At 40.9% G+C, this 25767-nt stretch carries 25 protein-coding genes; 23 read left to right on the plus strand and 2 right to left on the minus strand.

What is annotated here, in order from left to right:
- Window positions 1-61: 61 nt before the first annotated feature.
- A complete protein-coding gene (locus J7E52_RS21475; RefSeq protein WP_069981702.1) occupies window positions 62-193 on the minus strand; it encodes a YpzI family protein in 132 nt (43 codons plus the stop codon).
- A 113-nt stretch (window positions 194-306) separates the two neighbouring features.
- Between J7E52_RS21475 and J7E52_RS21480 the strand changes: the two genes are divergently transcribed.
- The 4 genes from J7E52_RS21480 to J7E52_RS21495 all read left to right on the plus strand — a co-directional run bounded on the left by J7E52_RS21480 (window position 307) and on the right by J7E52_RS21495 (window position 5552).
- The gene (locus tag J7E52_RS21480; RefSeq protein WP_214750451.1) at window positions 307-927 is read left to right on the plus strand and encodes a YphA family membrane protein; all 621 of its coding nucleotides are present in this window, start codon (window positions 307-309) and stop codon (window positions 925-927) included.
- A gap of 511 nt (window positions 928-1438) precedes the next feature.
- Window positions 1439-2749 (plus strand): ribosome biogenesis GTPase Der, encoded by a 1311-nt coding sequence (der, locus tag J7E52_RS21485; protein WP_214750452.1) that lies wholly within the window; start codon window positions 1439-1441, stop codon window positions 2747-2749.
- Window positions 2750-2765: 16 nt separating this feature from the next.
- Entirely contained in the window at window positions 2766-3818 is a 1053-nt protein-coding gene (locus tag J7E52_RS21490) for an NAD(P)H-dependent glycerol-3-phosphate dehydrogenase (RefSeq protein ID WP_214750453.1), read from the plus strand.
- Window positions 3819-4199: 381 nt separating this feature from the next.
- On the plus strand, window positions 4200-5552 hold the full coding sequence (locus J7E52_RS21495) for an APC family permease (RefSeq protein ID WP_214750454.1): 1353 nt from the start codon (window positions 4200-4202) through the stop codon (window positions 5550-5552).
- A gap of 274 nt (window positions 5553-5826) precedes the next feature.
- Here the strand turns inward: J7E52_RS21495 and J7E52_RS27115 are convergent, their stop codons facing one another.
- Window positions 5827-5961, minus strand: a complete 135-nt coding sequence (locus J7E52_RS27115; protein ID WP_286197985.1) for a hypothetical protein — start codon at window positions 5959-5961, stop codon at window positions 5827-5829.
- Between the two features lie 348 nt (window positions 5962-6309).
- Here J7E52_RS27115 and J7E52_RS21500 point away from each other — a divergent pair, with 348 nt between their 5' ends.
- The 19 genes from J7E52_RS21500 to aroA all read left to right on the plus strand — a co-directional run bounded on the left by J7E52_RS21500 (window position 6310) and on the right by aroA (window position 25688).
- Window positions 6310-8415 (plus strand): sigma 54-interacting transcriptional regulator, encoded by a 2106-nt coding sequence (locus tag J7E52_RS21500; protein WP_309476922.1) that lies wholly within the window; start codon window positions 6310-6312, stop codon window positions 8413-8415.
- A gap of 275 nt (window positions 8416-8690) precedes the next feature.
- Window positions 8691-10064, plus strand: coding sequence for a putrescine aminotransferase (locus J7E52_RS21505; RefSeq protein WP_214750455.1), 1374 nt, complete (start codon window positions 8691-8693; stop codon window positions 10062-10064).
- A 208-nt stretch (window positions 10065-10272) separates the two neighbouring features.
- Entirely contained in the window at window positions 10273-10470 is a 198-nt protein-coding gene (locus J7E52_RS21510; RefSeq protein WP_101222425.1) for a DUF2768 domain-containing protein, read from the plus strand.
- A 13-nt stretch (window positions 10471-10483) separates the two neighbouring features.
- Entirely contained in the window at window positions 10484-11209 is a 726-nt protein-coding gene (locus tag J7E52_RS21515; protein ID WP_214750456.1) for a hypothetical protein, read from the plus strand.
- Window positions 11210-11441: 232 nt separating this feature from the next.
- Complete coding sequence (spoIVA, locus tag J7E52_RS21520; protein ID WP_101222423.1) at window positions 11442-12920, plus strand: stage IV sporulation protein A; 1479 nt, start codon at window positions 11442-11444, stop codon at window positions 12918-12920.
- A gap of 504 nt (window positions 12921-13424) precedes the next feature.
- Window positions 13425-13697 carry an HU family DNA-binding protein gene (locus tag J7E52_RS21525; RefSeq protein ID WP_034308023.1) on the plus strand — a complete coding sequence of 91 codons (273 nt, stop codon included), beginning with the start codon at window positions 13425-13427 and terminating at the stop codon, window positions 13695-13697.
- Between the two features lie 302 nt (window positions 13698-13999).
- Window positions 14000-14566: a GTP cyclohydrolase I FolE gene (gene folE, locus J7E52_RS21530; RefSeq protein WP_076365641.1), complete on the plus strand. Its 567-nt coding sequence runs from the start codon at window positions 14000-14002 to the stop codon at window positions 14564-14566.
- Window positions 14567-14585: 19 nt separating this feature from the next.
- Window positions 14586-14834 (plus strand): trp RNA-binding attenuation protein MtrB, encoded by a 249-nt coding sequence (gene mtrB / locus J7E52_RS21535; protein WP_137016024.1) that lies wholly within the window; start codon window positions 14586-14588, stop codon window positions 14832-14834.
- A gap of 245 nt (window positions 14835-15079) precedes the next feature.
- Window positions 15080-15910 carry a heptaprenyl diphosphate synthase component 1 gene (locus J7E52_RS21540; protein WP_214750457.1) on the plus strand — a complete coding sequence of 277 codons (831 nt, stop codon included), beginning with the start codon at window positions 15080-15082 and terminating at the stop codon, window positions 15908-15910.
- Window positions 15911-15913: 3 nt separating this feature from the next.
- Entirely contained in the window at window positions 15914-16624 is a 711-nt protein-coding gene (locus J7E52_RS21545; protein ID WP_098370781.1) for a demethylmenaquinone methyltransferase, read from the plus strand.
- Between the two features lie 34 nt (window positions 16625-16658).
- A complete protein-coding gene (gene hepT, locus J7E52_RS21550) occupies window positions 16659-17621 on the plus strand; it encodes a heptaprenyl diphosphate synthase component II (RefSeq protein ID WP_214750458.1) in 963 nt (320 codons plus the stop codon).
- A gap of 96 nt (window positions 17622-17717) precedes the next feature.
- Window positions 17718-18164, plus strand: coding sequence for a nucleoside-diphosphate kinase (ndk, locus tag J7E52_RS21555; RefSeq protein ID WP_034308008.1), 447 nt, complete (start codon window positions 17718-17720; stop codon window positions 18162-18164).
- 190 nt (window positions 18165-18354) lie between these two features.
- The gene (locus tag J7E52_RS21560) at window positions 18355-19128 is read left to right on the plus strand and encodes a CheR family methyltransferase (RefSeq protein WP_214750459.1); all 774 of its coding nucleotides are present in this window, start codon (window positions 18355-18357) and stop codon (window positions 19126-19128) included.
- A 255-nt stretch (window positions 19129-19383) separates the two neighbouring features.
- Entirely contained in the window at window positions 19384-20556 is a 1173-nt protein-coding gene (aroC, locus tag J7E52_RS21565; protein WP_214750460.1) for a chorismate synthase, read from the plus strand.
- Window positions 20557-20559: 3 nt separating this feature from the next.
- Complete coding sequence (aroB, locus tag J7E52_RS21570) at window positions 20560-21639, plus strand: 3-dehydroquinate synthase (RefSeq protein ID WP_214750461.1); 1080 nt, start codon at window positions 20560-20562, stop codon at window positions 21637-21639.
- 25 nt (window positions 21640-21664) lie between these two features.
- Window positions 21665-22033, plus strand: a complete 369-nt coding sequence (gene aroH / locus J7E52_RS21575) for a chorismate mutase (protein WP_214750462.1) — start codon at window positions 21665-21667, stop codon at window positions 22031-22033.
- A gap of 81 nt (window positions 22034-22114) precedes the next feature.
- Complete coding sequence (hisC, locus tag J7E52_RS21580; protein ID WP_214750463.1) at window positions 22115-23227, plus strand: histidinol-phosphate transaminase; 1113 nt, start codon at window positions 22115-22117, stop codon at window positions 23225-23227.
- Window positions 23228-23274: 47 nt separating this feature from the next.
- Window positions 23275-24378 (plus strand): prephenate dehydrogenase, encoded by a 1104-nt coding sequence (locus J7E52_RS21585; RefSeq protein ID WP_214750464.1) that lies wholly within the window; start codon window positions 23275-23277, stop codon window positions 24376-24378.
- Between the two features lie 23 nt (window positions 24379-24401).
- A complete protein-coding gene (aroA, locus tag J7E52_RS21590) occupies window positions 24402-25688 on the plus strand; it encodes a 3-phosphoshikimate 1-carboxyvinyltransferase (protein ID WP_214750465.1) in 1287 nt (428 codons plus the stop codon).
- Window positions 25689-25767 lie beyond the last annotated feature (79 nt).

Here is a 25767-nt window from a genome sequence, read left to right on the forward strand (position 1 = left end):
CACAAAAAGAAGCATCTCAATTGAAACGAATTGAGATGCTTCTTTTTGTTCAGGGATAGACTTAACTATTCCTTTTTCGTGCCTCTTCAGGGCTTTCCATTCTAGTTGCCCCTTTATGATCCAGTGACTGGTCCCTGTCGGACTCCACCCGTTTACTTTCTTTCAATTTCTTCTCTTGCCGATCTTTTCCCATGTTTACACCTCCTTTTTAAATGATAGTGAGAAGGTTTTCCTTATTAAATGCCGTGCTTTACGTTTATACTTTGAATAAACTAGCCATAATGTTCCTAAAAGGGGGGGCGCTGCATGGATGGAATTATATTTTATTGGATTTCATGGATAGTTTGGGTCATTGTCATGTTTTTTATTCCGAAAACGGTTCCCTTTCGTTTTGATTTTCTTTTTCATCTATTAGCCGTTATGGTATTGGCTGGCTATAAACTGGAGGTTCCCTTGGTTTCCGTGCAGCTGAGCGGGCCGTATCTTTTCTTTATACTGTGTGTGTATATTAGGAAGAAATCAATCATCAAGGTGATGGAACTTATCAGCGGAAGTCTTATTATCACTCTCGCTTATGCCAGTTTTCAACTTTTTTCCTTGCTTGATCCGATATGGCTCATCATGAAACCGTCTTATCTTTTGTGTATTTTCCTGAATTATCTTATCCTATTACTTTTTAAAAATTGGAAACATCGATTGTTCGTCCTTTTAATTGGGATGATGATGGGAGATATCATATATTCTGGATTGCTTGCTTACCACTCTTTACCTTATGTGGCCCTTGCTTACGCATGGCATGACAATGCAGTGCTGGTATTGGGCGTAAACATACTGTGGAGAATGTTGGAACTGGTTGGCCAATACATTTATTCAATATCCCAATCGAGATTTTTATCAAAACAAGGAAAAGAGAATTTTAATCAATGAAGAGTATGGTGAAAAATTAAGGAAAATAGGTATAGGGTATTAGCGCTTTATCAAAAGGTTCTTGCTAAATGTAACAAACTGGAATTGGAAGGCTTTTATTCATACAATCATTGTTGATTGGCGAGAAATTTGTTACTATAGGATAGTTAGAGGTCTGTAGATAATCGTAAAATGCTCTAAACAATTAAAAAGGAAGCCGTATGCCGAAGCTTTCTTCATTTTTTTGGGCTGTTTATAATCAAGTATGAACATGCAGAGGGGTCAGCTTCACGTCACCTTAGGAACACTGGGGCGTCAAGTGGACAAACTGCCCGTGAATACTTGATACGTTTAACTGAACATCAGTTGGGAATTCTCTTACTGATGAAAGATTCCTTTAAATGATGATGGAATACAGCCTTTTCCTTTAAAAGGAAATAATGAAAATCAATAATGCAAAGCAACCGTAATAAATGCATTCATGAATTTCGTGACTTTGACAGAGATATAGTAGCAGAAAGGGTGAATAGCAATGCCAAAACCGGTAATTGCGATAGTCGGTCGTCCGAACGTGGGAAAATCGACAATCTTTAATAGAATAGTTGGAGAACGGGTTTCGATAGTCGAAGACGTTCCTGGAGTGACTCGGGACAGGATATATAGTTCTGGTGAATGGTTGACACATGATTTTAACATTATTGATACAGGTGGAATTGATATCGGTGACGAGCCGTTCCTGGAACAAATTCGCCAGCAGGCAGAAATTGCCATCGACGAAGCTGATGTGATAATTTTTATGACGAATGGTCGTGAAGGAGTAACGGCTGCTGATGAAGAAGTCGCTAAGATTCTCTTTAAATCGAGAAAGCCAGTTGTCCTTGCAGTAAATAAAGTCGATAACCCAGAAATGAAGGATCAAATTTATGATTTCTATGCGTTAGGTTTTGGCGATCCATTCCCGATCTCCGGGTCTCATGGACTTGGTCTTGGTGACCTTCTGGATGAAGCGGCCAAACATTTCCCTGAATTCAGCGGCCAGGATTATGATGATGATGTCATTAAATTCAGTTTGATTGGTAGACCGAACGTAGGTAAATCATCTCTGGTCAATGCATTGTTAGGTGAAGAACGTGTCATTGTAAGCGATATTGAAGGTACGACTCGCGACGCGATTGACTCTCCGTATAAGTACAATGGCAAAGAATATGTCATTATTGATACAGCAGGGATGCGGAAAAAAGGTAAAGTGTATGAAAGCACAGAAAAATATAGCGTACTTCGTGCATTAAGGGCAATTGAACGTTCAGACGTTGTTCTTGTGGTCCTGAACGCTGAAGAAGGCATTCGTGAGCAGGATAAAAAAATTGCCGGATATGCCCATGAAGCGGGTAGGGCGGTCATCATCGTCGTCAATAAGTGGGATGCCATCGAAAAAGATGAAAAAACGATGAAGGATTTTGAAGAAAAGATCCGTGCCCATTTCCTATTCTTGGATTATGCGCCAATCATTTATCTTTCTGCCTTAACAAAAAAACGGACACATACCTTAATACCGGTCATTGATCAGGCTAGTGAGAATCATGCTATCCGGGTTCAGACAAATGTATTGAATGAAGTGGTCATGGATGCCGTGGCGATGAATCCGACACCGACACATAATGGCAACCGTTTGAAAATTTATTATACGACTCAGGTAGCGATCAAGCCGCCAACTTTCGTTGTATTCGTTAACGATCCGGAGTTATTGCATTTCTCATATGAGAGATTTTTAGAAAATCGAATTAGGGATGCCTTTGGTTTTGAAGGAACACCAATACGAATTTTTGGACGCCAGAGAAAATAGTAAAGGTGGTTATACCATGGTGAAAGATAAAGAAAGTATCGCAGTGATTGGAGCAGGGAGCTGGGGAACTGCTTTAGCGCTCGTGATCGCTGATAACCAGCATGAAGTGAGATTGTGGGGACATAATCAGAATCAAATCAATGAAATAAATCAAAATCATACGAATGAAAAATACTTGCCTGGGATTGAATTGCCTTTAGGGATTAAAGGTTATTCTTCGATTAAGGAAGCATTGGTCGGGATTGAAATAATAATTTTGGCTGTGCCGACCAAAGCCTACCGGGAAGTGCTTGGTCAGATCAAAGAGGCTCATGATAAGCCATTGACAATCGTTCATGTGAGTAAGGGGATTGAACCTGATTCCCTGCTTCGTATATCGGAAATGATTGAAGAAGTCTCATCGGCGGATTGGCTTAAAGATATAGTGGTTCTTTCAGGACCGAGTCATGCTGAAGAAGTCAGTCTACGTCACCCGACAACAGTTGCCGTTTCTTCAAAGAATATGAAAGCTGCCGAAAGGGTTCAGGACATCTTTATCAATAATAATTTCCGTGTGTATACAAATCCGGACTTGATTGGCGTTGAAATCGGAGGGGCATTAAAGAACATCATTGCATTGGCTGCCGGCATTACGGATGGTTTAGGCTATGGGGATAATGCCAAGGCTGCCTTAATGACACGAGGATTGGCTGAAATATCCCGTCTAGGGGTGGCCATGGGGGCTAACCCACTAACGTTTTCAGGTTTAGCTGGGATTGGAGACTTGATCGTCACTTGTACAAGCGTACATTCCCGTAATTGGAGAGCTGGGAATATGCTTGGTAAAGGGCAAAAGCTTGAAGAAGTTTTGGAAAACATGGGTATGGTCGTTGAAGGTGTCAGAACCACTAAAGCCGCCTATCAGCTAGCTCAAAAGTACGAAGTGAACATGCCGATCACTGAAGCCCTGTACGATGTTTTATTCAATGGGGAAGAAGTGAAAAAGGCAGTTGACCTCTTGATGAATCGTTCAAAAACGAATGAGATGGAAGAACTTTTTAACATTTTGGATAGCAGACAGCAGGATTAAAATTCGAAACTGTTGATTTTTATAAAAGAATTTCATTAAATTAGGCATTTGATGATGCGCCTTGCCGTGTATCAGCATACAATGCAACGAAAGTAAACTAGTAATTTGACCTCGGCACGGGGGATTTAGTCAAATGAGCAGAAGATATCTAGATATCTTCTGCTTTTTTATGGGCAAAAAATCATCCGTTCTCTTATGAATAATTGAATAGGTTATTCAAATTTGCATAAAAGCATTCTACATATTTCCTTGTTTTTTGTTAAAAATCGACTATTTTTTTTGGTATGAAAATTGCGAGGTGTAATATGACCAAAAAAATTATAAGGGAGGCCAGAAAAGTTGGTTTAACTTTTCTGGCTAAAAAAGGAAGGGGAATGATACATGCAAACAGGTAATCTGAAAAGGTCTTTAAACTTGTGGCATATCGTATTGCTTGGTGTTGGATATATGACGCCGATGGTTGTTTTTGATACATTTGGGATAGTTTCCGAAAAAACGGGGGGGCATGTGCCAACCGCTTATGTCATTGCTCTTTTAGCGATGTTGTTTACTGCAGCCAGTTATGGAAAAATGGTGAAAATTTATCCGCAGGCAGGTTCATCCTATACTTACACACAAAAAACGATCAATCCACATTTAGGCTTCCTTGTCGGGTGGTCTTCGTTACTTGATTATTTATTTTTACCGATGGTGAACGGCATTTTAACAAAAATATACTTAACTGCCCTTTTTCCGGAGGTATACCCGTGGATATGGGTGGTGGCATTTGTCCTTTTAATGACAGTCATTAACTTATTCAATGTTAATTTTGCAGCCAACTTCAATAGCTTCCTTGTTTTTTTTCAAATGTTGGTCATCGTTATTTTTGTCGGACTTGTCGTTAAAGGGGTCATGGGTGGAGAAGGGACTGGAGAGGTCTTATCGGTTCAGCCATTCTTCGGGCCTCATATGGAAATGTCGACGCTCATAACAGGTGCTACAATCCTGTGTTTTTCTTTCTTGGGGTTTGACGCAGTCACTACTTTATCGGAAGAAACACCGAATCCATCCAAAACGGTTCCACAGGCCATCTTTTTGACTGCCCTTATCGGAGGGGTTTTATTTGTGACGGCATCATTCTTTACACAGTTATTTTTCCCGGATGTTTCCCGTTTTAGCGATCCTGAAGCCGCTTCTCCGGAAATTGCCCTTTTCGTGGGCGGGAAGTTATTTCAAGCCTTCTTTCTTGCAGGAACTTTATGCGGTACCCTTGCCTCTGGGCTTGCATCTCATGCTAGTGTTTCTAGGTTGTTGTATGTCATGGGGCGTGACCAAATGATCCCGAAAAAACTATTTGGGTTTGTCCACCCCAAATACAACACGCCATTTTTTAATGTCATATTTGTCGGGTCCATATCAATGGTTGCCTTATTCCTTGATTTGGTTACCGCCACTTCCCTCATAAACTTTGGGGCTTTAATTGCTTTTACTTTCGTGAATATTTGTGTAATCGTCCATTCAATAAGAAACAAAAGCTTCAGAACGATTAAAGGATTTCTTTCAACTATTCTGTCCCCGGTTTTAGGTGCTGCATCGGTCTTCATCCTTTGGCTTAATCTCGAGAAGAGTTCATTGATCCTAGGAATAGTATGGGCGGTAATCGGGATTGGTTATCTTCTGTATCGGACGAAATGGTTTACGGAATCTCCCCCGCTATTCCGTTTTGAAGAACACAGTGAATTTACTAATTCATGAACGAAGGAGGTTGTTATTTGGCTGATGAGAAAATGAAAAGGTCTTTAACGCTCTTTCTATTCGGTTTTTTGATCGTGGCATTAGCAAACGGTGATTTAGCACTTATGGGATTGCCGCAGAGATATCACATGGAATGATTCCGGTAGCCTGCCTGCTCGCATTAATGGAGATGCTATTCACACCGTATATGATGGACAGAAAGGCGCAAAAGTCTATTAATACATATGCCGGTTTTCTTATAGGTTGGTGGATACTGAGGGATTATTTATTCATTTCAAGGGTCAATTACTTGTTGTTCAGCATTTTTTTCAGCAGCTTTTCCTTTTGTACCGGCCTTTGCATGTGTGCTCAATTTACTGATTATTGTGACGGTTATCAATGTCATGAGGGTGAAAATGGCTACTAACATTCGTCTCCTTGCTTTTCATGATCATATTCATCGTCATATCTATCCGTTAATTTACATACAGGGAATGATCAAGTAAAAGTGAAGGTAGCAGAAACTATGAAAGCGTAAAGCCGGTTTAAGCAAAGGCGATCCTGATCAGTAAATTATAAGGAAAGGGAACGGTCCAATATTAAATAAGTGTAAGGTGCATAGCAGGTTTTAAGGTCAAAAGGGTCCGTTAAAGGGCCCTTTTGTTGTGGAATAAAAAAAGGTAAATGCTGGATACGGGTAATCGTACATGTTATTTTTTATCTAGCAATTCAGAATTGTGATAAAATATAGGTTAGGTTACAAAAGGAGAGTGAAACTGTGTTATCTATTCCGGATGATAAAATAAGACCATTCATAACTATAACAATTGATCAGCCTACATTATCAGACCAAAAAATTCATGAGATACAGGAACCTTTCTTCTTTCTTATGAAGGAAAATCAAGTGTTTGCGTATATCCGCATGGATGACCTCCCGTTAAATGAAAAAATAACGACAGTCGATCAGCTTTTACAGTATGCTTTTTCGATTGATAATGTCTGTAAATTAACTCCTAACATATCCTTGCCACATCTGTTTCAAATTATCGGTGAACCTATCGTACTGATAAAAACGGATGATGGCCTGCTTACCGGTTATGTAAAAAGGGAAGATGTGTTAGCTGAATTATTCAAGCAGGACAGCAAACAAAATTTAGACCTGTTAAATGTTATTTTAACCTCCATTCCTATGGGGATTTTTGTAGCTGATAAAGAAAAAAATATCGTGAACTTCAATGAATCAGGCTTGAAGATGATAAAAAAGCCTTCTGAACAAGTCCTGAATGAACCTGCTGCGAACATCTTCAATAAGCAGCATATACATAGCGTGTTTGCCAGCGGGAGCAGTATTTTGAATCAGTTGGAGATTACTGATGTCATGAGTGTGCTTGTCGACTATAGCCCGATCCTGAACCATGAAAAAGAAGTCGAAGGCCTGATCATCATCGTTCAGGATTTACCGATGGTTGAGGAAATGGCCATGGAAATAGAATTGATAAAAAGCTCGAATAAAGACTTGAATGCCATTTTAGCGAATATCTATGATGAAATACTTGTAGTCAATCAAAAAGGAGAGCTGCTGCGCTATAGTGACAGCATCATCTCAGGATTCTGGGGGAAGGATTTAAAGGATTATATCGGGAAGAATCTTTTGCAATTAGAAGATGAAGGGATTTTTAATCCTTCGGTCACCCGGTTGGTCCTTGAACAAAAAAAGAAAGTATCGATTGTCCAAGATACGAAAATGAATAAGAAAGTCCTTTCCGTCGGCACCCCTGTGTTCAATGAAAAAGGGGATATAGATCGAATAGTCATTGCTTCAAGGGATATAACGGAAACGACACAATTGAAATCGGAATTAAATGAAATGAGGAAAGAACTGGATTCATTCAAAAAACAGGATCAATTTTATAAAGAGTTGGTTTTTGCCAGTCCTAAAATGGAGCAGATAATCAGCCAAGTCAAGAAAATCGCTCATTTTTCATCTACTGTATTAATCAACGGGGAGTCGGGAGTAGGTAAAGAAGTGATAGCCGAAGCCATTCATAAAATGGGCAGGCGATCCAAGCAGCCTTTCCTGAAGATAAATTGCGGGGCGATTCCGGAAAACCTCCTCGAAAGTGAATTGTTTGGTTATACGAAGGGTTCCTTTACAGGAGCGGATAAAAATGGGAAGGTAGGATACTTTCAACAGGCCAATAAGGGTGTATTATTCCTTGATGAAGTGGGTGACATGCCTATACACCTGCAAGTCAAGCTGCTGCGGGTCCTCCAGGAACAGGAAGTGATTCCGATTGGGAGCACTACACCCATTTCCATTGATGTTCAAATTGTTGCGGCCACGAATAAGAGTCTGGAAAAAATGGTCGAGATGGGGACGTTCAGAGAAGATTTATTCTATCGTTTGAACGTCATACCTATACATGTGCCCCCTTTAAGGGAAAGGCCGGAGGATATACCGCCTCTAGCCTTTCATTTCCTGCAAAAACTGAATGAAAGGTATCAGCGGAATTACCACTTTTCCCCCGATGCATTAAATATACTGGAAGTCTATACATGGCCGGGGAATATCCGTGAATTGCAGAACATGATTGAAAGGTTGGTTGTTTCTGCAGATGAAGAGATGATCGATGCTGATTTCATTCAAAGGTTCATACCTGTGGGCAGTGACTTTAAACAAACGAAACCCATTATTACGAGAATTCTTCCACTGCAGGAAGCGCAGGACCATGTCGAAGAGCAATTGATCATGCTTGCCATGAAACAGTATAAAACTACGACCAAAGCGGCAAAAGCGCTCGGGATAAGTCAATCGTCAGTGAGCAGGAAGTATCAAAAAGTGTTAGCTGAACAGAGTAAGAAAATCGAAAAAAATGCATATTGAATAAAAGCCGTTGCCGAGTGATGATCATCACTGGCAACGGCTTTTTTTAATGGTTTTTCCAAAATGATTATGCAAATTGAAATATCGATATGCAAATTTGCATAATTTTAGCGTTAATTATCAAAAAGAATGCGATTTTATTGGTTAATTAACTTGGCATGGTTCTTGCTTGATTAGTAAGTATAAGAAAAAAGGGAGGTAAGCATCAAAGTTTCATAAAAGAAGCAATCTCAATTAACCATCCACTAAAGTTATAAAAAAAAGGAGCTTATAAAATGTCAATTAACGTAGAAAGTAAAAACACTCAAGCTAACCAAACAGCAACCCAAGATTATATTAAAAAAGTGCTTCAATTAATCGAACAAAAAGAAATTTCAAAAGAAGATGCGCAGTGGGTAACAAGAGAAACGGTCGAGAATTTCCGTAACCATGTAAACCCAGGATTTTTGGAATATCGTAAGACGGTCACTAAAGACACACAATTCGCTTCGGTGGAGTGGTCTGATCAAGATTCCTGTTTTACAGATGTAAATGGAAAAAAATATATTGATTGTTTAGGTGGCTTTGGTATTTATAATGTTGGCCATCGTAATCCTAAAGTAGTAAAGGCCGTAACCGATCAATTGCAAAGGCAAGCCCTTCATAGCCAGGACTTACTTGATCCATTACGTGCAATGCTTGCCAAGATCCTTGCCGAAATCACACCGGGAGATCTAAAATACTCGTTCTTTACGAACAGCGGTACCGAGAGCGTGGAGGCTGCACTTAAGCTGGCTAAAATGTACAGTGACCGTTACACGATCATTTCGACGACAAAATCATTTCATGGGAAAAGCCTTGGTTCCCTATCGGCAACGGCGAAGGGCATGTTCAGAAAACCGTTCCTCCCGTTGGTACCAGGTGTGCGTCATGTACCTTTCGGCGATGTGGATATGATGAGAAAAACGTTTGAAAGTTGTGCATTGGTCGGTGAAGATGTAGCTGCTGTGCTGTTGGAGCCTATCCAGGGTGAAGGAGGAGTCATTCTTCCTCCGCAAGATTATTTAAAGCAGGTTCGGGCATTATGTGACGAATATGATGCGTTATTGATCTTGGATGAAGTGCAAACAGGAATGGGACGGACAGGTAAAATGTTCGCGTCTGAGCTATATGATGTTGTTCCGGACATCATTTGTTTAGCGAAAGCATTTGGCGGCGGAGTAATGCCTGCAGGTGCTGTCGTAGCCAATGAGAAAGTGTTTAAAAGCTGGTTCGACAATCCATTCATGCACACAACCACATTTGGAGGAAATCCACTAGCTTGTGCTGCGGCCATTGCTACGATCGACGTACTTTTGGAAGAAAACTTACCGCAGCGTGCTGCAGAAGTTGGTGAATACTTCCTTAATGGGTTAAGGGAAGTGGCTGCTGAGCACAAAGATAAGGTCTTGGAGATCCGCGGCCAAGGATTGATGATTGGTATTGAGTTCCATAAAGATGAAGTGGGTTATGAATTCTCAAAAGCCCTCTTTGATAAAGGCATCTTGGTGGCAGGTACGCTTATCAATTCCAAAACAATCAGGATTGAGCCGTCATTGACTATTAAGTTGGATGAAGTCGATACAGTCATTAAAGCGTTTAAAGATGTCTTGCCAACGCTTCAATCTTAATTTAAATAAGCAGAAAAACAGCCTTTGGGCTGTTTTTTTGCTGCTTGGAGGGAGTATGGAGATTACTTACTATACTTATTTCTCGTTAAATATTTTTTTACGGAAATGAGTCATGAAAACGGGAATTACACAGATTGGACAAGGATTTAATTCCTTTAACGTAATTTGGTATGTTATAATAATTTCTGGAAAAAGGAGTGATGAAGATATGACACCTGCTCTGCAAAAGATGTGGATATCCTTTATAGCAATGGGCTTTATGATTATCTCTATATTTCTAATCTACTTAAGCCGCTATAAATTAAAAGGTTTTTGGAGAGTCTTGACAGCAATTATCGCATACATACTTATGATTCTAGCCGGCTTGATCATCCTTATCGTTGTTCTTAGCGGGCCAACCACTTGATAGGTGAGGAGAAATGATGAGAAATTTTTTCAAAATATTATGTTTATTATGCATCTCTGTATCATTATCTGGCTGCTTATATCCGGAGAAGCAAAAAATGCAAAACCAACTGCCTTATAAAGAGCAAATACAATCCGTCCAAAGTGCAGTGGATCAATTTCAGAAAGATGAAGGCGGCATACTGCCCATCGTTACAAAAGATGCAGGTACACCGATTTATCAAAAATATGTCATAAAATTTTCTAAGATTTCACCGAGGTATATGGCTGAACCGCCGGACAATGCCTTTGAATCAGGAGGCGTCTTTCAATACATCCTCGTTAATGTTGAAAAGGATCCGACCGTAAAGCTGTTGGATGTCAGGATGGCGCAGAAGATACAGGATGTTTCCTTGAGATTGACTGCTTATCAGCAAAGCAACGGATACCCGCCATTTAAGGAAAGGTTATCCGATAATGTCTTCAAGCTTGATTATGAAAAAATGGGCCTGAAGGAAGCTCCGACGGTCACGAGCCCATTTTCACAAAAAGACTTATATCTTGTAGTCGATGGTCAAGGCAGCATTTTTGTTGATTATACCCCGGATTTACTTGAGGCATTGAAGAAGCATGAGGGGGAAATGAAGCCAGGTGAAGATATCCGGGAACTGCTGGTGCAGAGTTCGGAGTTCGTCCCTGCCTATTCATTACCATATACAATTGATGAAAAAACAAATAATCCAATATTTCTTACAAAATAGGCATAACCCTTCTTCTGCAAAATATATTGTAGGGGAAGGGTTATTTCTTTTATCTTTATTTCATCTTACTTTTAAAATAACAACCCTTATATAAAATTTCTGGTGGAGGAAGGGATTGAACCAGGGAAATAATTGGAATAAATTTTTAGGACAACATCATAGATATATAATGTCCTAAATAAATGCAAATGGATAAACGAAATCCCAAAACTCTAATTCGGGAGGGGATACCTTGGAAAAGGTAGATATTTTTAAAGATATAGCTGAACGGACTGGTGGCGACATATATTTGGGGGTGGTCGGAGCCGTCAGGACGGGGAAATCCACATTTATTAAAAAATTCATGGAGCTAGTCGTCATTCCGAACATTCCGTCAGAGGCGGACCGTGCCAGGGCACAGGATGAATTGCCTCAAAGTGCTGCTGGAAAGACGATCATGACGACGGAACCTAAATTCGTACCGAACCAGGCAGCATCGATTCAAGTAGCTGAAGGTCTCGACGTGAACATCCGTTTAGTCGATTGTGTCGGTTATACAATACCTGGGGCTAAAGGGTATGAAGATGAAAATGGTCCCCGCATGATTCACACGCCTTGGTATGAAGAGCCGATTCCGTTCAATGAAGCGGCTGAGATCGGTACTCGCAAGGTAATTCAGGATCATTCCACATTAGGCGTAGTCGTTACGACGGATGGGTCGATAGGAGAAATCCCGCGAAGTGATTATTTAGAGGCCGAGGAAAGGGTTGTCGAAGAATTGAAGGAGGTTGGCAAGCCATTTATCATGATTGTCAATTCCGTTCAGCCTCACCACCCGAATACGATAGCACTGAAGGAATCCTTGCAGGAAAAGTATGATATCCCTGTATTGGCCATGAGTGTCGAAGGAATGCGGGAATCGGATGTTTACAGCGTACTCCGCGAGGCCCTGTACGAATTTCCAGTTCTCGAGGTCAATGTTAATCTTCCGAGCTGGGTAATGGTTCTGCGTGAGGATCATTGGTTAAGGGAAAGTTACCAAGAAGCGGTTAAAGAGACCGTCAAGGACATTAAACGCCTGAGGGATGTAGATCGCGTAGTCGGTCATTTCAATGAATTCGAGTTCATTGACCGTGCAGCGCTTGCAGGCATTGAGATGGGGCAGGGTGTTGCAGAGATCGACCTATACGCACCTGATGAACTCTATGATGATATTCTGAAGGAAATTGTCGGTGTGGAGATTCGGGGCAAGGATCATCTATTATCTTTGATGCAGGACTTTGCGTATGCGAAAGCGGAGTATGATCAGGTGGCCGATGCATTGAGAATGGTCAAACAAACAGGATATGGTGTCGCAGCCCCTTCCCTTAACGATATGAGTCTTGATGAACCGGAAATCATCCGTCAGGGAGCCAGGTTCGGTGTCAGGCTAAAAGCCGTAGCCCCTTCCATCCATATGATCAAGGTCGATGTCGAATCCGAATTCTCGCCAATCATCGGTACGGAAAAGCAAAGTGAAGAATTAGTCCGGTATCTGATGCAGGATTTCGAAGACAATCCGCTTTCCATTTGGAACTCCGATATTTTTGGCAGAAGCCTAAGTTCCTACGTAAGGGAAGGCATACAGGTGAAATTAGCGATGATGCCTGACAATGCCCGCTACAAATTGAAAGAAACACTGGAGAGGATTATTAATGAGGGCAGTGGGGGATTGATTGCCATCATCTTATAAAAACGTTTAAAAGCTGGACCAACTCCATTTATGGATTGGTCTTTTTGCATGCGATGGACGGCAGGATCGCAAGAAAAATATCATTTATGAATGCTGATATTTGAAATAATCTGCTGTTTTTTAGTATAATCTTGAAAAAACCCTGTGGTTAAGCGATTTTCAGCAATATAATAAGTTTAAATTCTATAAAAAAGGGAAATGATGAATAGCGTAAGACAAAATTTATAATATATACAATTATTAATGAAAAGATTCCCATTATTTTTTGAATTCCCTTGCTAAGCTAATAGGATTTGTGATAATCTACATACAGAAAACGCGTTATAACAGCGATTTCAACCTATACATAAATTTCTGGATGAATTATTTGGAAATTAATTCGGCTTGGTAATCCTTGATTGCCAGGGAATGAAAATTTTTGGACCGAAGCTAATATCAAATCACTATTATAGTGTTGTAATAATGATTTTTTATAAAGATTCCTTTTGGGAGGAGGTGAATGGCATGAACAAAACAGAATTAATTAATGAAGTTGTTACAGCAACTGAAATTTCTAAGAAAGACGCTACAAAAGCTGTTGATGCTGTTTTTGATACAATCTTAGAAGCTCTAAAAAACGGTGATAAAGTCCAATTGATTGGTTTTGGTAACTTTGAAGTTCGTGAACGTGCGGCTCGTAAAGGCCGTAACCCACAAACTGGTGACGAAATCGAAATTGCAGCTAGCAAAGTGCCAGCTTTCAAACCCGGTAAAGCGCTGAAAGATGCAGTGAAGTAATTCTACCATTACATACGGGTGCTTAACCGAAAAGGGCCGCGTGAAAACGCGGCCCTTTTTTTGCTTCTTAATTTCCATCTGTGATAATATAAAAGACAGTGAATATTTTAGAAACGCTGCAGATGGTTAATCCGTCACAAGGAAATGCCCAACCAAAAACCGCTTCCGGCGAAACTGCCGTTCAAGGGCGTAATGTATGGGTCTTCTTTAATAATTGCAATTATGGATATCCGGGTGCAACGCGCTTTGGATTTTTTATCTGAATACATAATATTATTGATTTTTTTAGGAGGTACAAAAAAATGGCTAATGTTGATCATGCCAAATTGGAAGAAGCGGTTAAAATGCTTCTTGAGGCTGTAGGGGAAGACCCAACGAGGGAAGGACTGCTGGATACTCCTAGCCGTGTAGCCAGAATGTATGAAGAAATTTTTTCTGGGCTTAATCAGGATCCAAAGGAATATTTTGATACTGTTTTTGGAGAGGACCATGAAGAACTCGTTCTTGTAAAGGATATTCCGTTTTACTCAGTATGTGAACATCATTTAGTCCCTTTTTACGGGAAAGCCCATGTAGCATACATTCCGAAAAACGGAAAAGTGACTGGCTTAAGTAAATTGGCACGGGCGGTTGAGGCTGTATCCAAGCGTCCGCAACTTCAGGAGCGCATCACTTCTACAGTTGCTGACTCGATAATGGAAAAGCTCGAGCCTCATGGTGTAATGGTTGTAGTAGAGGCTGAACATATGTGCATGACCATGCGAGGTGTAAAAAAACCTGGATCTAAAACAGTGACTTCAGCTGTAAGGGGAACGTTTGCGAAGGATCATCGTACTAGGGCTGAAGTGCTGGCATTCATTAAAGACTAAGGACATGGGGGCAGGAAAAATGAATGAAAAAAAGATTCTAAATGATTTTGTCGTAATCAAAGCCATTGAGGATAGTGTGAACGTCATCGGGTTGACAAGGGGAACGGACACCAAGTTTCATCACTCCGAAAAACTTGACTCAGGAGAGGTGATGATCGCACAATTCACGGAACATACCTCGGCAATTAAAATCAGGGGCCATGCAAAAGTCTATACTCCATTCGGAGAGATAGAAAGTGATTCCAAAAAGAATTCACCTGAGAAATGATAGCTTCTCAATACTTGGTTAATTAGTAAATCAATCATCTGATATCGCGTTTAACAAGCTGTAAATTTCCCGCATCCATTTCTTTGAGCAAAAGACGATGGTTTCCTGACCATTGGAAGTTTCATTTTATAAACGTTGACCATTTCATCTGATTGTTTTTATGGTATAATAATGTGTATTTTACACAGACAGAAACCAATATGTATGAAAAAAATTATCTTTCGGGGATGCAAGGGTGATCTCAATTGTTAAACATAACGGACGACATAAGGCAATTAAAACGATTAATAGAAACGAAAGCTCAACATCCATATTTATTGAAGTATATACAAAAGCCAAGCTTGGACGAAGATAAACTGATATTGCTTTGGGGATTGTTTAACGATTTGGACGTTTTAAGCGAAAAACGGAATCAATACATCATTTCAACCATGTTAGTGCAAATAGCTCTGGATACCCATGAAGTCGTCTCGAATTCGGGAGAAGGAACCGAGCTGCCCGAGGTATTGAAAAATCGCCAATTACAAGTGCTTGCCGGTGATTACTATAGTGGCTTGTATTATCAAGGGCTTGCCAGTGTAGGTAATGTTGATATGATCCGTATACTTTCGAGCGCGATAAAAAAAATAAATGACAATAAAATCATTCTTTACCAACTAGGGTCCATCAATGATGTCCCAACGCTTCTAATGACGATAAAAGCGATTGAGGCTTCGCTGATTCATAAATTGGCGGATTATTATAATGAGCCTGCCTGGATAGAAATAGCGGAAGACCTGCTGCTTTTAAAACGGTTGCATGCCGAGAAGAGCAGTTATATGGAGTCGGGGCAATCGATAGTTTTTGATGTCCTAAGGGAAATGCCTTTCGATGACTCGATTGGCGGGGAAGTTCCCATTTCGGAAAAAGAAGAACAGGTGCGCACCCAATTCGACAAGTGCCTCAGGGACGCCAGGCATTCCGTACAGCGCTCGATGCGGAAGCTGGCAAAGTTGGATGATGAACTTCTGGAAAGAGTGAAGGACATCTTGGAACAAACAGAGAGTATAGCAAATTCATATGTGAAAGAAGGGTGAACCATGGAGCAGTCTAAAGAGCAAAAAGTTCATCATGTCTTTGAAAAGATCTACGGAAATTATGACAAGATGAATTCCCTCATCAGCTTTAAACAGCATCTTAAATGGCGGAAGGCTACAATGGCCATCATGAATGTCCCAAAAGGCGCCCATGCACTGGATGTATGCTGTGGAACAGCGGACTGGACCATTGCCCTTGCTAACGAAGTAGGACCAGAAGGAAAGGTTGTTGGTCTGGATTTTAGTAAGAACATGCTGAAAATCGGTGAACAAAAGGTGAATGAACTCAATCTAGATCAAGTGTCCCTAATGCATGGGAATGCAATGGAGCTTCCTTTTGAGGATAATAGCTTTGACTATGTCACGATCGGTTTCGGGCTGCGGAATGTCCCCGATTACATGAAAGTGCTTAAAGAGTTAAACCGGGTAGCCAAGCCGGGTGGAATGGTCGTTTGCCTGGATACTTCACAGCCAACGATGCTTGGCTTTAAACAGGGCTATTATTTTTATTTCCGTTTCATCATGCCCATGTTCGGCAAATTATTCGCAAAAAGCTATAGCGAATACTCATGGCTGCAGGAATCGGCTCGGGATTTCCCTGGCATGAAAAAGCTTGAAAACATGTTCAAGCAGGCGGGAATGGAAAATGTCAGTTATAAGGCCCATTTCGGTGGGGTAGCAGCAACACATTTCGGGTACAAGCCTTCAAAATAAGCATAATAGCAATGGACAAAGCTGGGTGGAATGTATGAAATTTAAAATGATGTATTCATTTTTGAATGCAGATTTGCAATTAATAGAAAAAGAACTGGAAGCCGCAATTGAAGCGGATTCCACGGTTTTAAGGGAAGCTTCCCTGCATTTGCTGCAATCCGGTGGAAAACGGATCCGTCCGGTATTCGTCCTATTGGGTGCGAAGTTTGGCAACTATGATATTCATGTCGTAAAGCATGTCGCAGCGACTTTGGAACTGATCCATACAGCTTCCCTTGTACATGATGATGTTGTGGATGATGCGGATTTACGCAGGGGATCTGCTACCATTAAGTCAAAATGGGATAATCGTGTCGCCATGTACACAGGCGACTTCATTTTTGCTCGTGCACTGGAAATGATGGCGGTTATCGAGTCACCGCTAGCGCATCAAATTCTAGCTGATACTATGGTTGAATTATGTCTTGGGGAGATTGAACAAATAAAGGATAAATACAATTTCGAACAGAATTGGCGGATATACTTTAGAAGGATCAAACGGAAAACGGCACTGCTCATTGCATCCAGCTGCCAGTTGGGAGCCATTTCAGCGGGTGTTGAAGAGAGTATTCACCAAAAGCTATTTAAATTCGGATATTATGTCGGTATGTCTTATCAAATCACCGATGATATATTGGATTTTACTGCTTCGGAAGAAGAGCTTGGGAAACCAGCCGGCAGTGATTTGATTCAAGGTAATATCACTTTACCCGCATTGATCGCCATGGAAGATCCAAAGTTAAAAAAGCTTATCGAAACAGTTCGGGAAGATACGCCAAAAGACGAAATGTCCCATATAATTCATGCGATAAAAACTTCCGGTGCCATTGAACAGGCAGCGAGGGTCAGTGATATGTATTTAGAAAAGGCTTTTACTGAGTTGAAAGGTCTTCCTGCCATTAAAGCTAGAAAAACTTTATCGGATATCGCGAAAAATATCGGAAAAAGAAAGTTTTGATAATGGGAGTTGCGAAACTCATCAAACAATGGTAATATTCTAAAAGTATTGCCTTATATAGGCAAATAACAATGATACATATTAGGAGTGACATTCATGGAAAGAACATTTTTAATGGTTAAGCCTGACGGCGTTCAACGCAATTTAATCGGTGAAATCGTTTCCCGTTTTGAAAAGAAAGGCTTCCTTCTTGCAGGAGCAAAATTAATGGTCATTTCTCAAGAATTGGCTGAGCAGCATTATGGCGAGCACAAAGAACGTCCTTTCTTTGGCGAATTAGTGGACTTCATTACTTCAGGTCCTGTCTTCGCAATGGTTTGGGAAGGTGAAAACGTAATCGCTACTGCACGTCAAATGATGGGTGCCACTAACCCTAAAGATGCAGCAGCAGCAACAATTCGTGGCGATTTTGCCGTAACTGTCGGCAAAAACATCATTCACGGATCTGATTCAGCTGAAAGCGCTGTACGTGAAATCGGTTTATTCTTCAAAGAAGAAGAACTTGTTGAGTACTCTAAACTTGTTAACGAGTGGGTATATTAATTAATACGATTTCTTTATAAAAAGCGGGTTCCATCGTCATATGCGATGGAACCCGCTTTTTTTTGAATTGGCTTTTTAGTTTCGAGCAGCAACGTAAGGAATTATTTTAGTTTAAAGAAAATATGGCACTCTCCGATATATATAAAGGGAAGAACCACCTAAAATAATTATCTGCAGGGGAGTCGTAGGAATGCCTCAGGAATATGAAGAGTTTATTCGTAATATTAAAATGCTGACAGGCATTGATTTGGCATTATATAAGGAAGGGCAAATGAAAAGGCGACTAACATCTCTATATGTAAAAAGAGGATATCATTCATTCCGTGAATATTATAAAGACATTCAATCCAATCCCGGGGTTTTAAATGAGTTTTTGGATAGAATGACAATCAATGTTTCCGAATTTTATAGAAATGCGAAAAGATGGGAAGTGTTGGAGCGGAAAATCCTGCCTGGGTTATTAGAAAGCAAAAAAAAGTTGAAAATTTGGAGTGCAGCCTGCTCGACTGGCGAGGAACCATATACGATTGCCATGATATTATCAAATCTGGTTCCGCTTAGCCAGATAGAGATATTGGCGACGGATCTCGATGAAAATGTATTGGCGCGAGCGAAATTGGGGATGTATCCTGAACGTTCCTTGAATGAAGTGCCCGAGGAAATTAAAAGGAAGTACTTTGAAAAAAAGTCGGATTTTTATCATGTCGATGATGAAATAAAGAGAAGGGTGACATTTAAAAAGCAAAACCTTCTCGCTGACCGATTCGACCAGGGGTTCGATTTAATCGTTTGCCGCAATGTTTTAATTTATTTCACTGAAGAAGCCAAAAATTTATTATATGAAAAATTCAGTGCATCGCTAAAAAGCGGCGGGGTTTTTTTTGTAGGAAGTACAGAGCAAATATTCACCCCAGGAAAATATCAATTTGAAACGATCGACACATTTTTTTATAAAAAAAAGTAAATGCTTTAGAAAAAAGGGACTGATCCTGCATGTGTGCATTCAGTCCCTTTTCGTTTGCCGTGTAATAGTAAATCAAGTAGAACTCTAAATTTGAAAGATTAAACTATATCGAAAATGTTTAAGTACTTGTAAAATAGAAAGAAAAGTGATTAAATTCAAACAATATGGTTTTTACGTTTTACATATACCCACATTTCATAAAATTGTGGTATATTGATACATATACACTTTAAAGTGCTAAAAGGGGGCTGGAAGATGAGATATTTAACAGCGGGAGAATCACATGGTCCGCAACTGACTACTATCATTGAAGGATTACCGGCAGGAATGCCGATTTCGAAAGAGGATATTAATCAAGAATTAGGACGCCGGCAAAAAGGGCATGGACGTGGAAGAAGGATGCAGATCGAGAAAGATCAGGCTTTTATTTCTTCGGGAATCAGACATGGCTACACACTCGGTTCACCGGTTGCTTTGGTGGTTGAGAACGATGACTGGAAGCATTGGACAAAGATTATGGGAAGCGAAGGGCTTTCAGAAGAGGAAGCTGAAGAAATTAAACGTAAAATCACCCGGCCTCGTCCTGGTCATGCCGACTTGAACGGTGGAATTAAATATGGCCACCGCGATTTGAGAAATGTTCTGGAACGCTCTTCAGCCCGTGAAACGACAGTAAGGGTGGCAGCAGGTGCTGTCGCTAAAAAGCTATTGTCTTTATTGGGGATAGAAGTGGCATCGCATGTTTTGGAAATTGGCGGAGTGAAGGCAGAACCGCCAAAATACGAAAGTATTCAGCAATTGCAACAAGTAACAGAAGAATCTTCCGTTAGATGTTTTGACAAAAACGTAGAGCAGCAGATGAAGGATGCAATCGATGAAGCTAAACAAAAAGGAGATTCCATTGGCGGCATCGTTGAAGTCATTGTAGAAGGAATGCCGGTGGGTGTAGGAAGTTATGTGCATTATGACCGTAAGCTTGATGCAAAACTAGCCGCAGCAATAATGAGCATCAATGCATTTAAAGGGGTGGAAATAGGTCTTGGATTTGAAGCGGCCCATCTATTTGGCAGTGATGTCCATGATGAAATCGCATGGGACGAAGAACAGGGCTATTACCGGAAAACCAATCGCCTTGGCGGTTTTGAAGGCGGTATGACAACTGGAATGCCGATAGTTGTACGCGGTGTGATGAAACCGATCCCCACTTTATATAAACCTTTGAAAAGCGTTGATATTGACACGAAGGAAGTGTTTGAAGCAAGTGTCGAACGTTCCGATAGTTGTGCGGTTCCTGCAGCAGCAGTAGTTGCTGAGGCAGTAGTGGCATGGGAACTGGCGGCCGCCATCGTTGATCAATTCCCTTCAGATCGTTATGAGCAATTAGCGGAATACATAAGATCATATCGGGAAGAAGTAAAGGGGTTTTAAATCATGGAATCCATCCAAATAAAAACGGCTTCCAAGCAATATCCGGTTTTAATTGGCAAGAAGGCAATAAATGAATTGCCCGAATTAATAACACATGAATTAAATCATCTAAACAAGATTCTGATCATAACTGATGAGAAAGTGGCGGCACTTCATTTGCAGACTGTGAAAAACGCCCTGATCAAGACGGGGAAACCGGTCCTGCATCATGTAGTGCCAGAAGGGGAGCATGCTAAAACATTCGATGTGTTTTATGAATGCCAAAGCTTCTGCTTATCTCAACAGATTAATCGCAAGTCATTGATTATCGCCCTTGGGGGTGGTGCAGTCGGTGATTTGGCTGGATTCGTTGCGGCTACTTTTATGAGAGGGATTCCATTTATACAGGTTCCGACGACTTTACTCGCCCACGATAGTGCAGTGGGCGGCAAGGTTGCCATCAATCACCCGCTAGGGAAAAATATGATTGGGGCCTTTCATCAGCCTGAAGCGGTCATTTATGATCTTGAATTTTTAAAAACTCTGCCTCTTAAAGAATTAAGGTCAGGTTTTGCAGAAGTCATTAAGCATTCATTGATAGCCGATAATGAGTTTTATCTATGGTTAAAGTCGAATATTGTTGATTTGAATGATATAACGGATGAGCAATTCCTGACAATGATTACAAAAGGGATTGGCATTAAAGCTAAAATTGTCGAAGAGGATGAGAAGGAAAACGGCATTCGTGCCTTTTTGAATTTTGGTCATACGCTCGGACATGCAGTGGAAGGTTCAATGGGATACGGAAACTTTACGCATGGGGAATCCATTTTAATCGGGATGGTATATGCTCTTAAATTAAGCAGAAAGAAAGTGGATCTCGATTTTAAACTGGATGAGTTCATTAACTGGGTATCTTCTTTAGGTTATCAAATAACCATTCCAACACGACTTGAACATGCAATGCTGCTTGAATTAATGAAAACAGACAAAAAATCGGTCAATGATTCAGCTACCTTTGTCCTGCTAAACGAGGTGGGGTCACCGCTATTAATGGATATAGCCGACTCTGAGCTGATAGAGGAATTGACGGATATGATATAGAGTTCAGGAGAAGGGGGGACTATGTGTGATTAGAGGGATAAGGGGTGCCACTACTGTAGAAAAAGACACGGAAATGGAAGTGATTTCCGCTGCCGAAAAGTTGATGGCAGAGATCATTCAGGTCAACGAGATTGATCCCGAAATGGTCGCTTCTGTGTTTTTTTCTGCTACGGAAGAGATTCGTTCTGTATTCCCTGCCAAAGCTTTAAGAAAATTCGAAGGCTGGACTTATGTACCGGTTACATGCATGAAAGAAATACCGGTGAGCAATTCCTTGCCATTTTGCATTCGGGTCATGATTCACGTAAATACGACAAAATCTCAAAAAGAGATACAGCATGTATATCAGGCAGGGGCCACGGTATTACGGCCAGATTTGACAAAGCAGATATAAGATGATTTTAAATCTATGAATATGATATACTATTCTTGCACTTTCTTACTTTAAAGTGATAAAAATATAGAGGTGATTGACATGAAATGGAATGAAGCGGTCCTTTCCTTGAAGTCTTATCAACCGGGAAAATCCACTGATGAAGTGAAAAAATTATACGGGTTGGAAAAAATCACGAAATTAGCTTCAAATGAAAATCCTTTCGGCTGTTCGGAAAAGGTCAAGGAGTCCGTCAGGAATTCAACCCATTCGTTTGCCATCTATCCAGATGGATATGCCACGATGCTAAGGGAAGCTGTTGCAAAACATACAGGTGTGAAAGAAACTCAGCTTATTTTTGGAAATGGATCTGATGAGAACATTCAAATCATCTCCAGAAGCCTATTGGGGGCTGGAAAGAATACGGTCATGGCAACAGGCACTTTTTCACAGTATCGCCATAATGCCACGCTGGAAGGTGCGGAAATCAGGGAAGTTCCTCATATTGATGGTGCTCATGATCTAGAAGGAATGCTTAAAGTTATTGATGAAAAAACAGCAGTTGTCTGGCTTTGTACACCAAATAATCCAACAGGTAAATACATTTCGGAACCGGACCTATTATCGTTCATCGAAAAAGTGCCGGAAGATGTTCTTATCGTTTTGGATGAAGCTTATTGTGAATATGCAACGGCTGAGGATTACCCGAGAACGAATCAATGGATCAATAAATATAAAAATTTGATCATACTCCGGACATTCTCAAAAATTTATGGACTTGCCAGTTTTAGGGTAGGGTACGGTTTGGCGGATGAGAATATCATCCAGAAACTAGATCCAGCCCGGGAACCATTCAATGTCAACACATTCGCACAGAATATTGCTATCGTCGCTTTGGAAGATCAAGCCTTCATTGAAAAATGCAAGGAAGAAAATCAAAAAGGGCTCAAGCGGTACTATGAATTTTGCGATAAGGAAAATTTGGCTTATTACCCGTCACAAGGTAATTTCATCTTTATCCATTTTAAACAGGATGCCGATGTGGTATTTCAATATTTGCTTGAGCGCGGATACATCGCAAGGTCGGGGAAATCTTTCGGTTTTCCTAACAGCTTGAGGGTCACGATTGGTTCTACGGAAGAAAATGAAGGAATGATTAACGCTATTAAAACTTTTTTGAATGAAGTTGAGGCACCTTCTGATTCGCTGCTTTAACGTTTCATCAAACCTAGAGGAGCATAAAAGATGCGGGGGAGAGAAGAGTGAAGGGTAAGGTTTTTGTAATAGGTCTAGGTCTAATTGGCGGATCATTGGCCATGGCTGTTCGCCATGCACATCCTGAAGCCGTGATTGTTGGTACGGACCTAAGTGAAAAGAATATTCAACTATCGATGCTATTGGGGATCATTGATGATTCTGTATCATCATTGGAAGCGGGAGCATGTGATGCTGATTTGATTCTACTTGCTGTGCCTGTCAATGAAACCGTAAAGATTTTAGCTCAATTGGCTGAGATGGATTTAAAGAGAGATGTCCTCATATCGGATGCAGGAAGCACGAAGGATACAGTCGTTAAGGCAGCAAAACCATTGATAGATAAAGGGGTGGCCTTCATCGGGGGGCACCCTATGGCTGGTTCCCATAAAAGCGGTGCTGCGGCAGCCAAATTGCATTTATTCGAACATGCATTTTATTTGCTTACTCCTGGAGATTCCATCGAAGAAGTAAAAGTAGAGCAGCTGAAAGGGTGGCTGCAAGGGACAAGAGCGAACTTTCTGGTTGTGAGTCCTGCCACACATGATAAGCTGACTGGGGTCATTAGTCATTTCCCGCATATTGTCGCATCGGGGCTCGTTAAGCAGGCAGAAAATTACAGTAAGGAAAATAAGTTGATTTCAAGGCTTGCAGCAGGTGGATTTCGAGATATTACAAGAATTGCTTCAAGCAGTCCGGAAATGTGGCGTGACATTTTGTTACATAACCGGGATGTGTTACTTGAATTAATGAATGATTGGCTGAATGAAATGGAGCATATAAAAGGCCTGGTTGCGAATGAAGATAGTGAAGAAATCCTTCGATTCTTTACCGATGCCAAGATTTTCAGGGATGATTTGCCAACACATGCGAAAGGCGCCATACCAGCGTTTTATGATTTATATATCGATATACCGGATTATGCCGGAATAATTTCTGAGATTACCGGATATTTGGCACAAGAAGGTATCAGCATTACAAACATAAGGATCATTGAAACCAGGGAAGAGATATACGGTGTGCTGGTCATAAGCTTCCAAACGGATGTTGATCGCATAAAAGCTGCAGAGTGTATTTCAAGACATACAGATTATGAAACGATCCTGGCATAACATTTATAGGGAAGGATGGTTTTATGAATACAAAAAAATTACAAACGAACATCCAATCATTACGTGGTTCGATTGCCATACCTGGAGATAAGTCGATCTCCCATCGTTCGATAATGTTCGGAGCCCTTGCCGAGGGGGAAACGACAGTCACTAATTTTCTTCCAGGAGCCGATTGTTTAAGTACGATTTCCTGTTTTAAGCAGCTTGGAGTCCATATTGAACAAGATGGCCAGCACGTCAAAATTGAAGGCAAAGGATTTACTGGATTAAAGGAACCGGAATCAGTACTGGATGTCGGAAATTCTGGTACCACGATCAGGTTAATGATGGGCATTTTGGCAGGACAGGAATTTTCGGCCGTTTTGGCAGGTGACGAATCGATAGCCAAACGTCCAATGACCCGGGTAGTCAACCCGCTTCGTCAAATGGGAGCGGTCATTGATGGCCGAAAAGGAGCCGAATACACCCCACTTTTCATAAGAGGCGGCAAATTACAAGGGTTTCGCTATGAATTGCCAGTGGCAAGTGCGCAGGTAAAATCAGCGATAATCTTGGCCGGTTTACAGGCAGAAGGTGAAACGATCATTATCGAACCGGAAGAGACCCGCGATCATACAGAACGGATGATCCAAGAGTTTGGCGGAAAAATCGAAAAAGACGGTCAAACGATTAAAGTAAGCGGAAACCAAGTCTTCAAAGGAACCACCATCCATGTGCCGGGTGATATTTCTTCAGCGGCTTTCTTCATGGTGGCTGCAGCGATTACGGAAAATAGTGAAGTGGTTTTAAAGAATGTGGGCCTTAATTCGACAAGGACCGGAATCATCGAAGTCATGAAATCGATGGGGGCGGATATTACGATAGAGAAGAAGACGACCGAGGGTGAACCTGCAGGGGATATCACTGTCAGAAGCTCCCGACTAAAGGGAACGACCATCAGCGGTGATCTAATTCCCCGTCTCATCGATGAAATACCGGTCATTGCACTTCTGGCAACACAGGCTGAAGGGATAACGACAATCAAGGATGCAGCAGAACTTAAAGTGAAAGAGACGAATCGAATTGATACTGTTGCAAATGAGCTTTCCGTCCTGGGGGCAGATATAACCCCGACAGCAGACGGATTGATCATCAAAGGGCGTAAAGCCCTGAATGGTGGTAAGGTTACAAGCCATGGAGATCATCGTATCGGGATGATGCTTGCTGTAGCGGCTTTGATAACGGATGGGGAAGTGGAACTTGCCGACCCTGATGCCATAGATGTATCATATCCACAATTTTTTGGGCATATGACGCAATTGATAAAGTGAATATAAAAAAAGTTTACATACCTTATTTGGTCTGTAAACTTTTTTTAAATGCTTAAAAGTGTTGAAAGCGCTAACATTC

It is taken from the genome of Bacillus sp. ISL-34, assembly GCF_018613325.1.
In the GTDB taxonomy this organism is placed as follows: Bacteria; Bacillota; Bacilli; order Bacillales; family DSM-1321; genus Peribacillus.

Coding starts and splice junctions, on each gene's coding strand:
- J7E52_RS21475 (WP_069981702.1), bottom strand. CDS start 193: ATGGGAAAAGATCGGCAAGAGAAGAAATTGAAAGAAAGTAAACGGGTG.
- J7E52_RS21480 (WP_214750451.1), top strand. CDS start 307: ATGGATGGAATTATATTTTATTGGATTTCATGGATAGTTTGGGTCATT.
- der (WP_214750452.1), top strand. CDS start 1,439: ATGCCAAAACCGGTAATTGCGATAGTCGGTCGTCCGAACGTGGGAAAA.
- J7E52_RS21490 (WP_214750453.1), top strand. CDS start 2,766: ATGGTGAAAGATAAAGAAAGTATCGCAGTGATTGGAGCAGGGAGCTGG.
- J7E52_RS21495 (WP_214750454.1), top strand. CDS start 4,200: ATGCAAACAGGTAATCTGAAAAGGTCTTTAAACTTGTGGCATATCGTA.
- J7E52_RS27115 (WP_286197985.1), bottom strand. CDS start 5,961: ATGTTAGTAGCCATTTTCACCCTCATGACATTGATAACCGTCACAATA.
- J7E52_RS21505 (WP_214750455.1), top strand. CDS start 8,691: ATGTCAATTAACGTAGAAAGTAAAAACACTCAAGCTAACCAAACAGCA.
- J7E52_RS21510 (WP_101222425.1), top strand. CDS start 10,273: ATGACACCTGCTCTGCAAAAGATGTGGATATCCTTTATAGCAATGGGC.
- J7E52_RS21515 (WP_214750456.1), top strand. CDS start 10,484: ATGATGAGAAATTTTTTCAAAATATTATGTTTATTATGCATCTCTGTA.
- J7E52_RS21525 (WP_034308023.1), top strand. CDS start 13,425: ATGAACAAAACAGAATTAATTAATGAAGTTGTTACAGCAACTGAAATT.
- folE (WP_076365641.1), top strand. CDS start 14,000: ATGGCTAATGTTGATCATGCCAAATTGGAAGAAGCGGTTAAAATGCTT.
- mtrB (WP_137016024.1), top strand. CDS start 14,586: ATGAATGAAAAAAAGATTCTAAATGATTTTGTCGTAATCAAAGCCATT.
- J7E52_RS21545 (WP_098370781.1), top strand. CDS start 15,914: ATGGAGCAGTCTAAAGAGCAAAAAGTTCATCATGTCTTTGAAAAGATC.
- hepT (WP_214750458.1), top strand. CDS start 16,659: ATGAAATTTAAAATGATGTATTCATTTTTGAATGCAGATTTGCAATTA.
- ndk (WP_034308008.1), top strand. CDS start 17,718: ATGGAAAGAACATTTTTAATGGTTAAGCCTGACGGCGTTCAACGCAAT.
- J7E52_RS21560 (WP_214750459.1), top strand. CDS start 18,355: ATGCCTCAGGAATATGAAGAGTTTATTCGTAATATTAAAATGCTGACA.
- aroC (WP_214750460.1), top strand. CDS start 19,384: ATGAGATATTTAACAGCGGGAGAATCACATGGTCCGCAACTGACTACT.
- aroB (WP_214750461.1), top strand. CDS start 20,560: ATGGAATCCATCCAAATAAAAACGGCTTCCAAGCAATATCCGGTTTTA.
- hisC (WP_214750463.1), top strand. CDS start 22,115: ATGAAATGGAATGAAGCGGTCCTTTCCTTGAAGTCTTATCAACCGGGA.
- aroA (WP_214750465.1), top strand. CDS start 24,402: ATGAATACAAAAAAATTACAAACGAACATCCAATCATTACGTGGTTCG.